This is a genomic window from Mesorhizobium sp. M0016 (assembly GCF_040324035.1).
GTDB lineage: Bacteria > Pseudomonadota > Alphaproteobacteria > Rhizobiales > Rhizobiaceae > Mesorhizobium.
This window is the reverse complement of the sequence record NZ_JAMYVM010000003.1, coordinates 249,658-262,589: the sequence shown is the minus strand read 5'-3', so window position 1 is coordinate 262,589 and position 12,932 is coordinate 249,658. Positions and strand designations below refer to the sequence as shown.

Below are 12,932 nucleotides of genomic sequence, written 5' to 3'. Positions count from 1 at the left end.
GGCTGACGCGTCATTTCTCCGCAGGTGATTGGTGGACTCTCTTTCAAAATCACTTTCTGTCCAGGCAATAAGAGGAACCGCTGCAACACTGGTTGTTTTACTGCATGTTTGCACAATGTCGTCATTCGGGAAGAATCAATGGGGCGCTTATGCCTACAATTTTTTCTTGCAGTTTGGGGCATTCGGGGTCGATATTTTTTTCGTCGTCAGCGGAGTGATCACCGCCGGTCTGCTGCGGCAGAAACAGGCTGACCATCCTCTTCATTCCCTGCAATTCTTTGTAAGGCGTTTTGTCAGGATTTATCCGATCTATTGGCTTTCGCTAGGTGCGACAATCGCCGTCTCACTCGGGAGCAGCGGTCTCTATCCGGTCGATTTTTCGCAGCTGACGTTGAGGAATATCGGCCTGCTGACGACGAGTCCTCTGCATCCGCTCAGTTGGACGCTTTGCAATGAGATCCAATTCTATCTGGTCGCGGGTTTGGCCATGCTGTTCGGCAGGAGGTCTGGACCGGCGATCGCAGTCTGGGGCGCGGCCCATATTGTGGCAGTGATTGCCGCCGGGCGCGGCTGGGACCGCGGATGGTATTTTGCCACCCCTATCACTTTGGAGTTCCTGCCGGGATTGCTGATCGGCTACATCGCGCCTCGGCTGTCTTTGCCGTTGCCGCGAGCCGGTATGGTCCTGGGTTGTATCATCGTCGCTGTGGCAGGGTTTTACGCTGCCCAGCCGCTCGGAACCACGACCGGGCTGCTTCGCGTTGCAGTTTATGGAACAGCCGCGTCGCTGATCGTATGGGGTGCTCTGTCCGTGGAAAGGGCAGGCTGGCGCCCGGCCGAGTGGCTCACATTTCTAGGCGACATCTCATATTCGAGCTATATGTGGCATTGGCCGATCATGATCGCAGTGTCGCTCCTGTTTGGTGCATGGTTGAGCCGTTCAGCGGGTGTCGTCCTTTACATTCTTTCCACAGGCATTTGTGTCTTGATCGCAAGCTGGGCAAGCCATCGATGGATAGAGCGCCCGTCGACACGATGGGCAGGCAGTCTGTTCCGCAGGTCGGGGCAATCCGGGTCGATGGCGCCGAGCTCTCCTGTCGCCGTCGCGCCGCTGCCTGCCCCTGCGCTGCCGAACGGACTGGCGGTTCAGCAAACCTGAGACCTAGTTTGGCGTGACATGCGGTCCATGCCGGCAAATGGCAGTAATCCGCCGCCAGCCGCCGTCAGTAATCCGTTCATCCCTTGGCGTCAAATATCTGGCGAGCCGATTTTCGACCACAATGAGGGCATGTGTGTCCAATCTCGCGGCTGGGCGGCCCGTTCTTCATGCCGCGAGGATTCTGCGGAAATACGGCACCGACGACCCGGGTTCCGTTGCTCTATCATCGGCGGCTTGCCTGTCCGTTCGCCGGCAGGCCCGAGCATCTTTGCATAGGGTAAGGCTGGTCGAAGCCGGACGACACCGGCAGGCAGACCGAAGCTATATTTTCGCGGTTTTGGGCTTGGGTCCCGGCCGTCTCAGACGGCGTAGCCGCCATAACCGTGTGCGACCGGCTTGACCGAGACGGCCGGCTGGACCGCGGGCCAGAGGATCCCTGCCGTGACTGCAAAGGTGATCAGGGCATCGCGTGCGGCCTCAGTCGAGATTTCGCCGGCGCGTGCCGCCTCGCAGGCCCTCACGGCCGCGCCATAGCTCAGGCGCCGGCGTGACGGCGGAAATTCGGTCAGGAAATCATGCATCTCGAACAGCGAGGCGAGCATGCGTTTGTGGCCGGCGCCAACGCTAACGGCAACCGGGGTGAAGAACATCGCGTCGTGCATTCTGGCCTCTCTGGATGGGCGGAAAGGCGGCGGTCGCCGCTCTCCGATCGCGGGTTGGACGCCAGAAAACGCGGCTGGCGGCCCGAGGTTCCCTGAGAGATGCCATGACAGGCCGATTTGCTTCTTGAGGTCGCTCCCCGGCCGGCATCCGCGGTTGCGGCTATTTCCACATGCCGCGCATGCGGGCGCCGAGGTCGACGCGGACTTCAGATCTGTGGCGCGGATCGTCCTTTGCGTGGACGCTCGCCCAAGAGGTCTGCTCGAAGGCGCCGAGGATCGAGGCCGGGATGAAACGGGTTCGCGAGGCATAGACGTGGCGGTCGCCGCGCGCTGCCTGGCCGTGAGTGAAGAAGCGCTGCGGCGTCACCAGATGCAGGCCGTCCTTGGCCCGCGTCATCGCGACGTAAAGCAGCCGGCGCTCCTCCTCGATGTCTTCCTTGGTGCCGACGCCGAGATCGGCCGGGATGCAGCCATCGACGGTGTTGAGCACGAAGACGTTCTTCCATTCCTGGCCCTTGGCCGAATGAATGGTCGACAGGATCAGATAGTCCTCGTCGCGGTGCGGCGGCCCGGCCTGGTCGCTGGTCGCATCCGGTGGATCCAGCGTCAGCTCGGTCAGGAAGCGCTCGCGCGAAGCATAGCCTGAACCGATCTGCTCGAGCTGCATGAGGTCGGCCCGCCGCGTCGTCGCATCCTCGTGGATGCGCTCAAGATGCGGCTCGTACCACAGCCTGACCTGTTCGAGATCGGCCGGCCATTTCCCCGACCGCGCGCGCAGGCCGGAATAGAGCGCAACGAAGGCCGGCCAGTCCTCAGCTGCGCGTTGCGGCGGCCGGTAGCGGGCCAGCCCCATCGCGTCATCGAGCGATGTCGCCATGGTCTCGACGATGGTGCTCGCCGCCGAAGGGCCGATGCCGGGCAGGAGCTGCAGCACGCGGAAGCCGGCGACGCGGTCGCGCGGGTTCTCGGCAAAACGCAGCACCGAAAGCACGTCCTTGACATGGGTGGCGTCGAGGAATTTGAGCCCGCCGAACTTGACGAAGGGGATGTTGCGGCGCGTCAGTTCGATCTCCAGCGGGCCGCTGTGGTGCGAGGCGCGAAACAGCACCGCCTGCGATTTCAGCACCGTGCCGGCCTCGCGCTCGGCCAGGATGGCCTGGCAGACATAGTTCGCCTGCTCGGCCTCGTCGCGCACGCTGACCAGTTTCGGCCTTTGCGAGGATTTGCGCTCCGACCAGAGGTTCTTGGTGAAGCGCTCCGACGCCTCCGAGATGACCGCATTGGCTGCCGCCAAAATAGTCACGGTCGAGCGGTAGTTGCGCTCCAGCATGATGACATCGGCGGCTCGCGCGAATTGTTGCGGGAAATCGAGGATGTTGCGCACTTCCGCGGCGCGAAACGAATAGATCGACTGCGCGTCGTCGCCCACCACTGTCAGTCCGGCGCCGTCCGGCTTCAGCGCCGAAAGGATCGAGGCCTGCAGCCGGTTGGTGTCCTGGTATTCGTCGACCAGCACATGGTCGAAACGCGAGCCCAGATGCGCCGCGATCTCCGGCTCGGCGGCCATTTGCGCCCAGTAGAGCAGGAGGTCGTCGTAATCGAGCACGTTCTGCGCCTGCTTGGCCTCGACATATCGGGCGAACAGCGCCTTCAGCTGTTCGGCCCAGCCGGCACACCACGGAAAGGCCGAACCCAGCACCTCGCCGAGCGGCGCCTGAGCGTTGACGGCGCGCGAATAGATCGCCAGGCAGGTGCCCTTGGTCGGAAAACGGCTTTCGGTCTTCGAGAATCCAAGTTCATGCCGGGCAAGATTCATCAGGTCGGCGGAATCCTCGCGGTCGTGAATGGTAAAGGCCGGGTCGAGGCCGATCGTCAGCGCATAGTCGCGCAGCAGCCTGGCGCCGATGCCGTGAAACGTGCCGGCCCAGGCCAGCGCGTCGGCGATGACGGACGCGTCTCGGCCCAGCACCTCGCCGGCGATGCGTTCGACCCGCCTGGCCATTTCGGTGGCGGCGCGGCGCGAGAATGTCATAAGCAGAATGCGTCTGGGATCAGCGCCCTTGACGATCAGATGAGCAACCCGGTGGGCGAGCGTGTTGGTCTTGCCGGAGCCGGCGCCGGCGATCACCAGCAGCGGCCCGGCGATCTGGCCGTCGCCATGTTCGACAGCGAGCCGCTGCTTGGCGTTGAGCTTCGTCAGATAGGCGGGCTGCAAGGACGAATCATTGATGGCGATGGTCATCGCCTATCAAGCATCGTTTCCGCTTTGTTCGCAACGGGCGGAAGTCGCCCTTACCGCCGTGGCGCGACACCCGTTGCCGCCGACTGGCGCCGCAAGGCGGCGCGTTCGTCGCCAGGCACCGGCAACGGATCGAAATTGTCGGGCACGTCCTTGATGATCTCCTTGGCGATGCGATAGGTCGCGTAAGCGAAAAGTCCGGTAATGAGCAGACGGATCATGGCGCGATCTCCTTTGGGCAACCAACCTCAGAGCCGCCGTTTGGTTCCAGCCGACGCGGCGTCGTTTGCGAGCGTGCAACCAAAGCCGAACCACCTCGTTGCCTTACGAAGGAGAGGGCAGACCTAGGAGGTCGCCATGAAGAGGCTTCTGATTTTGTTGGCCGCCAGCTTGGCGCTCGCCGCCTGCGACGGCGACATCCAGCCAACCAAAGCCCCTGTGCTCGATCAAACCCCGCAGACGGATTCGGCGCCAAAGCCGGCGGCCGGCGGCGATCAGCCCGCGCAATGATCGCTTTAGCGGGACGACAAGGCTGAAGGTGGCCTTCGGGAGAAGAAGGCCGGCGCCGCTTGGGAGGTGAGCTGATAGCGCCGGCCAGGCGGATATCAGGTCCGCCGCAACAACCGAAGATAGCTGAGTCTCTCGCCTGCGTCATGAGGTGGCAGTTTTCGTGCCGGTCTGCTCGTGCCGTCTGCGCAAAACCAGCAGAAAAGACCACAAATCCCGCAAGGCCGCGGAAAGAATCCGACCTCAGGCAATGGCCTTGCGCAGCACCGGGCCGCCGGCAATCCCGGCGTCCAACTGGCACTGCGTCAGCGCCGCCTCGGCCATGATCCACTGCTTGAACAATTCCACCTTGCGCGTGTAGGGCGCGGTGACCGGGCAGACGAAATACCAGCCGGCGGTGTTGGGGTGATGCACGGCAAACGGCGCCACCAGCCGCTCTGCGCGGATCTCGCTCGCCATATAGGCGCGGTTGGCGACTGCAAAGCCCATGCCGGCATTGGCCGCCTCATAGGACATCATGCAGGAATCGAAATAGATGCTCTTGGTCTCGCCGAGCACGGAACTCGCGCCGGCAAAACCCAGCCACGACTGCCAGTTCTGCGTGCAGGTGTCGGAATGCAGCAGCGTGAAATGCCTGAGGTCGTCGGGCGTCACCTTTGACGGCGGCCTATCGCCGAGAACCTCGTGGAACAGCTTCCTGCTGCACACCGGCGTCAAATCCTCCTTGAACAGCAGGTCCGCCTTGAGGTCGGGAAAGCTGCCGTCGCCATAGCGGATCTCGAGGTCGAACTCGGAGGTGGCGAACTCATTGGTGGCGTAGGAGGTCGAGACCCGCATTTCGATTTCGGGATATTGCCGCTGGAACAGCGGCAGGCGGGCAAACAGCCAGCGCGCCGCGAACGTCGGCAGCACCGAAATCTTCAGCACATGCGCCTGCGACTGTCCGGTCGCCTCCATGCTGGCCGCCACGATGCGCTCCAGCGCCTCGCGAACGCGCGACACATAGGTCTCGCCTTCGGGTGTCAGCGACACCGCATTGCCGCCGCGCTGGAAGATCTTGAAGCGCAGCTGTTCCTCAAGGCTTTTGACGCGCTGGCTGACGGCGGAAGCAGTAATAAACTGCTCTTCGCCCGCGCGCGTGAAGTTACGGTGCCGGGCGGCACTTTCGACAATCTTCAGCGAATTGAGGTTGACCTGACTGAGCAGACGCACGCGTTTCGACCTTAAGCTGGGCTTACACTAGCACCAGCATTCCTAATTTTACAGGGGTGGGGAAATTAATCGACAGTTTACCAAGTGATGCCCCCATCCTGGAGAAGTAGAATGAACGCCCATACCATACCTGAACTGCGCTACGCGATGAGCCGAGAAGCCATTATCGGCCATGAGACGGCCTGGAAAGTGTCGGGTTTCGGCGTTGCGCAGTATCTGCATGGCTACGACCCGGCGCTGCTGGCGGCGATCGAAGAGGCGGCGTTGAAGCTCAAGGCCAGCCACGCCGTGCACAAGCACCTCGACCTTACCTTCATCACCGGCGCCGACCGTTTTATCCCGGAGATCAAGGAGTTGCTGCATGACAAGCTGCGCCTGGAACGTCTGTCCGACATGATGGGCGCCAAGCTCGAGCCCTATCCGCTGTCGATCGTCGGCTCGACCGTCACTTTCATGAATCCCAAGGACGGCGCCGTCGATTGGCATTGCGACGGTGTCCCGGTCACCGAACTCATTCCGCTGTCGATCAGCAATCCGCTGGTCGGCGGCCATCTCGAAATCTACTGTGACGATTCCGAGACCGGCCGCGCCATCCTTGAATCCGGCCGCGAAATCCCGCGCAACCAGGTCATGCGCATCGACCACAAGATGAACTATGCCACACTCGGCCAGTTTCTCGGTGTGCTGCACCGCACCGCGCCGATCCAGCTCGGCTCGCGCGTCACGCTGGTCCTCAACCAGCGCTCTGTGGCCAAGCCCTACGTCGACGACAATCGCATGTTCTATCTCGCAGCCGACAATGATCACGATCGCGAATGGGTCAACGAACTGGCCGAAGACGTCTGGACGAACCAGCTGCCGGCCTATCGCCGCTTCGAGGAAGAGCGTCCGGTTGCGGCGGCGACCGATGCGCCGGTCCCGGGCGGATCAAGGGAATCATGGTAGCCAGGGCATAGAAGTGGACACCGGTTTGGCCGTCGGTAACATCATGGTCGGCGATAAGGACAAGGCACCGTCGCGCCGATTCCGGGATGGATCGGGTTCGCCATCGGCCCTGGTCTTCGCCGCCGGCGCGGTCGCCCTGTGGTCGACCAACGCGCTGGTCGGCAAATCCCTGCTGGCCAGCCATCCGGTGTCGCTCGTGCAGTTGCTGCAGTTTTGTGGAGCGGCTCTGGTGTTCGCCGTCATCCATCTGGCGAGCCGGAAGGGGGACACGCAAGACGCAGCCTTTGCCAAGGGTGCTGACGGCACCCTGGCGCCGGTCGCGGTCGGCTTTATTGGCCTGGTCGGCACCATGGTGCTGCAATACATCGCCTTTGCCTCCATGCCGGTGATCGAGGCCAATCTCGTCGCCTACACCTGGCCGCTGATGGTCGCGGCGGCGGTCATCGTGCTGGGCAAGCGGCAACGCCCCGTGCTTCTGGGTTTGACTGCCGTGCTTGGCTTTGTCGGCGTGGCGCTGGTGATCTCGGGTGGTCGCGGCCAGCCTTTTCTCCAGGGCAGCATCGTCGGCTATCTCGCTGCCTTCGGCTCGGCGCTGTGCATGGCCTTCTATTCGATTGCGGTCGCCCGCCTGGCCACACCGTCGGAGCGTTTGCTTTTGCCTTCGGCATTGGTCGGCGTCGGCCTGACCTTGCTGTGGTGTATTCACGACGGCGCAGCCTGGCCATCCAGTGAGCACCTCCTGCTTGGCCTCTATCTCGGTGCCGGTCCGATGGGGCTGGGATATTATTTCTGGTCGCGCGCCTTGAAGCTTGAAGGCGGCGGCAAGGTTGCGGTCATCGCCTATCTGACCCCGATCGCATCGACGCTGCTGCTGACACTTTCGGGCGAAAGGCTGACGCTGACCGCGATAGCCGGTGCGGTCCTCGTCATCGGCAGCTGTATTGCGGTGGGCATAGAACGCTCGGAGGCTGAACATGCTTGACGACGATGAACGCCTCGCCAGACAGGAAGCATTCTGGCTGCTCAAGGAGTTCGGCGCCGAGGCGCCGCTCTACGCCGCCATGAAGGCCGAAAAGGCGATAGAGCAAAAAGATTTCGGCCGGTGCGCCCGCTGGAAGCGCATTCTGGACATACTGGCCGACTCTAAACCTGCGGCGTCCGTGCAGTTGAAATCTGCTGGCGCGAAGTCGGCCGTTTCCAAGTATTAGATTTTCTAATTTGCAACGTTGCAACCTGTTGTGGAAACATCCTCCTGTTCCGATTCTTGATCGTTTATTGAGACTTTAGCGACCCGTTGGGGGGCGCAGCTAGGTCGATACATCAAGAGAAGTCTTAAAAAAAGCCGGCAACTTCATGACCGGCGGGAGAAACAGAATTGCACACCATCGACAGCAAGACCGCTATTGAACTGACTGCTGACATCGTCTCGGCCTATGTCGGCAACAATCCTCTCCCTGCGTCTGGCCTGCCGGATCTGATTGCCAGCGTCAGCGCATCGGTGCGCAAGCTGGGCAGCATTGCCGCCGTGGAAAGCCCCGCGCTGAACCCGGCTGTCAATCCGAAGCGGTCGGTGTTTCCCGACCACATCGTCTGTCTGGAAGATGGCAAGAAATTCAAGTCGCTGAAGCGCCACTTGATGACCGACCATGGTCTCAGCCCGGAGGAATATCGTGGCAAATGGGGCTTGCCGTCGGACTATCCGATGGTGGCGCCGAACTACTCCGCGACCCGTTCGGCACTGGCCAAGTCTTCGGGCCTCGGCCGCAAGCCGGCCGTTCCGGCCGCCGCGGCCAAGGTGACGAAGCGCAAACCCAAAGCCTGAACCAGGCAGCCTCTGAAAAGTCAGTCTGCTGTTTGCAATGGACGGCGCGCTTAAGGCGCGCCGTTTTCATGCCTTATGCCCCCGCCGGCGCCCAGGCCCTTGCGAAGCGCCGCCCTCCCGTGCAAAAGCCCCGGCATGCTTATCATCAACGATCTTTCGCTCCGCATGGCCGGACGCTTGCTTCTCGATCATGCCTCGCTGACCTTGCCGGCCGGCACAAAGGCCGGCCTCGTCGGCCGCAACGGCACCGGCAAGACGACGCTGTTCAAGGCCGTCACCGGCGACTTTCCCTCCGAGACCGGCTCGATAAGCCTGCCCAAGAACACCCGCATCGGCCAGGTGGCGCAGGAAGCGCCCGGCACCGAGGAGCCGCTGATCGAAATCGTGCTCAAGGCCGACCTCGAGCGCACCGCATTGCTCGAGGAGGAAAAGACCGCCACCGACGCGCACCGCATTGCCGACATCCATATGCGGCTGGCGGATATCGATGCGCATTCGGCGGAATCTCGCGCGGCCACCATCCTCGCTGGCCTTGGCTTCGACGACGCCGCGCAGCGCCGCCCGGCCTCGTCCTTCTCCGGCGGCTGGCGCATGCGTGTGGCGCTCGCCGCGGTGCTGTTTGCCGAGCCCGACCTTCTGCTGCTCGACGAGCCGACCAACTATCTCGATCTCGAAGGCACGCTTTGGTTGGAAAACTACGTGTCGAAATATCCGCACACGGTGCTTCTGATCTCGCACGATCGCGACCTGCTCAACCGCGCCGTCAATTCCATCGTTCATCTCGACCAGAAGAAGCTGACCTTCTGGCGCGGCGGCTACGACCAGTTCGAGCGCCAGTACACCGAGCAGAAGGAATTGCAGGAGAAGGGCCGCGTCAAGCAGGAAGCCGCGCGCAAACACATGGAGTCCTTCGTCGAACGCTTCCGCGCCAAGGCTTCGAAGGCGAGACAGGCGCAGTCGCGCATCAAGGCGCTGGAGAAGATGAAGCCGATTGCCGCGATCGTGAACGACACGGTGCGGCCGTTCTCTTTCCCCGAACCGGTGAAAACGGTGGCGTCGCCGATCATTGCCTTGAACAACGTCAATGTCGGCTACACCGAGGGCCAGCCGATCCTGAAGAAGATGACGTTGCGCATCGATGCCGACGATCGCATCGCGCTGCTCGGCGCCAACGGCAACGGCAAGTCGACCTTCGCCAAGCTTCTCTCGGGCCGGCTGAAGCAGGAAACCGGCACCATGACGGTGGCGCCGGGCCTGAAGGTGGCGATCTTCGCGCAGCATCAGCTCGACGATCTCAGGCCTGATGAAAACGCCTACGAGCATGTCCGCCGGCTGATGCCGGAGGCGCCGGAATCCAAGGTACGTGGCCGCGTCGCCCAGTTCGGTCTCACCACCGAGAAGATGAACACCGCCGCCAAGGACCTGTCCGGCGGCGAGAAGGCGCGCCTGCTGATGGGCCTGTCGGCCTTTGAGGGGCCAAACTTGTTCATCCTCGACGAACCGACCAACCATTTGGACATCGACAGCCGCGAGTCCCTGATCCATGCGCTGAACGAGTTTCCCGGCGCCGTCATCCTCATCTCGCATGACCGCCATCTGCTGGAAGCGACCGCCGACCGGCTGTGGCTGGTCAAGGACGGGGCGGTCAACCCGTATGACGGCGACCTTGAGGACTACAAGACGCTGGTCACCGGCGTGTCCGGCAACCGACGCGGCAAGCGCGAGGCCGAGAAGGCATCCAAGGCCGATCGCCGCCGCGATGCCGCGGCGCGCCGCGCCGCCTTCGAGCCGCTGGCAAAGGAAATCCGCGCCACCGAAGCGCTGATGGACCGCATCCGCAAGCGCATCGACCTGATCGAGGATGAACTCGCCAATCCGGCGGTATACGAGAAGGATCCATCGACGGCGACCCGGCTGGCCAAGGAGCGCTCGCAACTGGCACAGCAGCTTGCCGGTCACGAGGAAAAGTGGCTGACCATGTCGGCCGAGTACGAGGAAGGCACGGCGGAGTGATTTACCCTCCCCCTTGTGGGGAGGGTCGATCCGCGAAGCGGAGCGGGGTGGGGGTCCGCGCCGCCGCCCGCCCCCCCCCCCGCGGCGCCCCCCGCCCCCCCGAGGGGGGGGGGGGGGGGGCTCCGCGCCGCACCCCACCCCGTCGCTGCGCGCCGACCCTCCCCATCAAGGGGAGGGTAAGATCTGGCCCTACACGCCGCCCGCGAAACCCGCTAAAAACGCCGCATGAACCAGCACGCCAAGGTCAGAATCGGCCACTCCGCCTGTCCGCATGATTGCCCTTCGACCTGCGCGCTCGAGGTCGAACTGCTCGATGGCAACCGCATCGGCCGTGTCCATGGCGCCAAGTCCAATACGTATACGGCTGGTGTGGTCTGCGCCAAGGTCGCGCGCTATGCCGACCGTGTCCACCATCCCGACCGGCTGCTGAAGCCGCTTGTTCGCGCCGGGGCCAAGGGCGCCGGCGTCTGGAAGGAATCCAGCTGGGAAGCGGCACTCGACCTCGTCGCCGAGAAATTCATCGCGGCCGAGAAAAAATACGGCTCCGAGACCGTCTGGCCTTATTTCTATGCCGGCACGATGGGGCTAGTGCAGCGCGACGGCATCGACCGGCTGCGCCATGCGAAAAAATACTCCGGCTTCTTCGGCTCGATCTGCACCAATCTGGCCTGGACCGGCTGGATGATGGGAGCGGGCGCCTTGCGCGGTCCCGATCCGCGCGAGATGGCGAAGTCCGACTGCTTGGTGATCTGGGGCACCAATGCCGTGGTCACGCAGGTCAATGTCATGACCCACGCCATCAAGGCGCGGAAGGAGCGTGGCGCCAGGGTCGTCGTTATCGACGTCTACGAGAACGCGACGATGAAGCAGGCCGATATGGGCCTTGTGCTGAAGCCCGGCACCGATGGCGCGCTGGCTTGCGCGGTCATGCATGTGCTGTTCAGGGAAGGCATGGCCGACCGCGCCTATCTCGAAAGATACACCGACGATCCGAAGGGGCTGGAAGCGCATCTGGAGACGCGCACGCCGGAATGGGCGTCCGCCATCACCGGTCTTGCCGTCACCGAGATCGAGGCTTTCGCACGCCTCGTCGGCACGACGAGGAAAACCTATTTCCGCCTCGGCTATGGCTTTGCCCGCCAGCGCAACGGCGCGGTCAACATGCACGCGGCATCCTGCATCGCCGCCGTCACCGGCGCCTGGCAATATGAGGGTGGCGGCGCCTTCCATTCCAATTCCGGCATCTTCAAGCTCAACCAGGATGTGCTGGAAGGCACCGCGATGCGCGATCCCAATATTCGCCATCTCGACCAGTCGCGCATCGGTCCGGTGCTGACCGGCGCAGCGGACGCGCTTTACGGTGGCCCGCCGGTGACGGCGATGCTGATCCAGAACACCAACCCGGTGAATGTCGCACCCGAGCAGCGGCTGGTGAAACATGGTTTTCTCCGTGATGACCTGTTCACCTGCGTGCACGAACAGTTCATGACCGACACGGCAAAGCTTGCCGATGTCGTGCTACCGGCAACGATGTTCCTCGAGCATGATGACGTCTACAAGGGCGGTGGCAACCAGCACATCACGCTCGGTCCCAAGCTGATCGAACCGCCGGAAGGGCCGCGCACCAACCACTTCGTCATCGAGCAATTGGCGCAGCGTCTCGGCGTCTCCGACCGGCCGGGCTTTGGCCTGACCGAGCAGCAGCATATCGACATCATCCTCGGCAAGCGCGGGCTGGGCTCCTTCGCCAGCCTCAAGGAAGACAAATGGGTCGACCTGCAGCCGGATTTCGAGGCGGCGCATTTCATCGATGGTTTCGGCCATGCCGACAAGAAATTTCACTTCCGCGCCAACTGGAGCGGGCAGGCGGCGCCCAACCGGCCGCCGAAAAGCATGGGCCTGTTCGGGCCGGTGGCGGAACTCCCCGAATTCCCCGACCATGTCGACCTGATCGAGGTCGCGAATGCCGAGCATCCGTTCCGGCTGACGACATCACCGGCGCGCAATTTTCTCAATTCGACATTCGCCGAGACACCGGTGTCGAGAGCCAAGGAAGGCCGGCCGGAACTCCTGTTGCATCCGGACGACGCTGCCGCGCTTGGCTTGGACGACGGCGACCGTATCGAGGTCGGCAACCGGCGCGGCGAGGTGGTGCTGCACGCAAAGCTGTTCGATGGCATCAAGCGCGGCGTGGTGATCGCCGAGGGCATCTGGCCAAACAGCGCCCATGAGCGTGGCGAAGGCATCAATGTGCTCACCGGCGCCGACGCACCAGCGCCCTATGGCGGTGCGGCCTTCCACGACAACAAGGTCTGGCTGCGGCCGGCGGGCTAAAGCAATTCCAGGAAAAGTGTGAGCGGTTTCCGTCCGGAA

Annotated in this window: 12 protein-coding genes; 8 read left to right on the top strand and 4 right to left on the bottom strand. The window is 63.0% G+C overall.

Translation table 11 applies throughout. The features are described from left to right. The first annotated feature begins 31 nt into the window (after nucleotides 1–31). A complete protein-coding gene (locus tag NKJ88_RS06460) occupies nucleotides 32–1,159 on the top strand; it encodes an acyltransferase family protein (RefSeq protein WP_196813603.1) in 1,128 nt (375 codons plus the stop codon). Nucleotides 1,160–1,518: 359 nt separating this feature from the next. On the opposite strand, the gene NKJ88_RS06455 is transcribed toward NKJ88_RS06460, so the two are convergent. From NKJ88_RS06455 to NKJ88_RS06445, 3 genes are all read right to left on the bottom strand, one after another. Continuing rightward, the gene (locus NKJ88_RS06455; RefSeq protein ID WP_023670262.1) at nucleotides 1,519–1,821 is read right to left on the bottom strand and encodes a DUF982 domain-containing protein; all 303 of its coding nucleotides are present in this window, start codon (nucleotides 1,819–1,821) and stop codon (nucleotides 1,519–1,521) included. 160 nt (nucleotides 1,822–1,981) lie between these two features. Continuing rightward, nucleotides 1,982–4,063 carry an ATP-dependent helicase gene (locus NKJ88_RS06450; RefSeq protein ID WP_352443806.1) on the bottom strand — a complete coding sequence of 694 codons (2,082 nt, stop codon included), beginning with the start codon at nucleotides 4,061–4,063 and terminating at the stop codon, nucleotides 1,982–1,984. A gap of 50 nt (nucleotides 4,064–4,113) precedes the next feature. Next, a complete protein-coding gene (locus tag NKJ88_RS06445; RefSeq protein WP_023684745.1) occupies nucleotides 4,114–4,281 on the bottom strand; it encodes a hypothetical protein in 168 nt (55 codons plus the stop codon). 136 nt (nucleotides 4,282–4,417) lie between these two features. On the opposite strand from NKJ88_RS06445, the gene NKJ88_RS06440 reads away from it, so the two are divergent. Further along, nucleotides 4,418–4,570, top strand: a complete 153-nt coding sequence (locus NKJ88_RS06440; RefSeq protein ID WP_023701894.1) for a hypothetical protein — start codon at nucleotides 4,418–4,420, stop codon at nucleotides 4,568–4,570. 240 nt (nucleotides 4,571–4,810) lie between these two features. Here NKJ88_RS06440 and NKJ88_RS06435 read toward each other — a convergent pair whose 3' ends face one another. Further along, the gene (locus NKJ88_RS06435; protein ID WP_023670266.1) at nucleotides 4,811–5,779 is read right to left on the bottom strand and encodes a LysR substrate-binding domain-containing protein; all 969 of its coding nucleotides are present in this window, start codon (nucleotides 5,777–5,779) and stop codon (nucleotides 4,811–4,813) included. Between the two features lie 111 nt (nucleotides 5,780–5,890). Here NKJ88_RS06435 and NKJ88_RS06430 point away from each other — a divergent pair, with 111 nt between their 5' ends. From NKJ88_RS06430 to NKJ88_RS06405, 6 genes are all read left to right on the top strand, one after another. Beyond that, nucleotides 5,891–6,724: a hypothetical protein gene (locus NKJ88_RS06430; RefSeq protein WP_023824114.1), complete on the top strand. Its 834-nt coding sequence runs from the start codon at nucleotides 5,891–5,893 to the stop codon at nucleotides 6,722–6,724. A 13-nt stretch (nucleotides 6,725–6,737) separates the two neighbouring features. Beyond that, nucleotides 6,738–7,706: a DMT family transporter gene (locus NKJ88_RS06425; RefSeq protein ID WP_245260073.1), complete on the top strand. Its 969-nt coding sequence runs from the start codon at nucleotides 6,738–6,740 to the stop codon at nucleotides 7,704–7,706. Next, nucleotides 7,699–7,932: a hypothetical protein gene (locus NKJ88_RS06420; protein ID WP_023684750.1), complete on the top strand. Its 234-nt coding sequence runs from the start codon at nucleotides 7,699–7,701 to the stop codon at nucleotides 7,930–7,932. The genes NKJ88_RS06425 and NKJ88_RS06420 overlap by 8 nt, the downstream gene beginning before the upstream one ends. Before the next feature lie 167 nt (nucleotides 7,933–8,099). After that, nucleotides 8,100–8,546, top strand: a complete 447-nt coding sequence (locus NKJ88_RS06415) for a Ros/MucR family transcriptional regulator (protein ID WP_023670270.1) — start codon at nucleotides 8,100–8,102, stop codon at nucleotides 8,544–8,546. A gap of 135 nt (nucleotides 8,547–8,681) precedes the next feature. Then, complete coding sequence (locus NKJ88_RS06410; RefSeq protein ID WP_023824113.1) at nucleotides 8,682–10,559, top strand: ABC-F family ATP-binding cassette domain-containing protein; 1,878 nt, start codon at nucleotides 8,682–8,684, stop codon at nucleotides 10,557–10,559. A 225-nt stretch (nucleotides 10,560–10,784) separates the two neighbouring features. Then, on the top strand, nucleotides 10,785–12,893 hold the full coding sequence (locus NKJ88_RS06405; RefSeq protein WP_352443805.1) for a molybdopterin-containing oxidoreductase family protein: 2,109 nt from the start codon (nucleotides 10,785–10,787) through the stop codon (nucleotides 12,891–12,893). Nucleotides 12,894–12,932 lie beyond the last annotated feature (39 nt).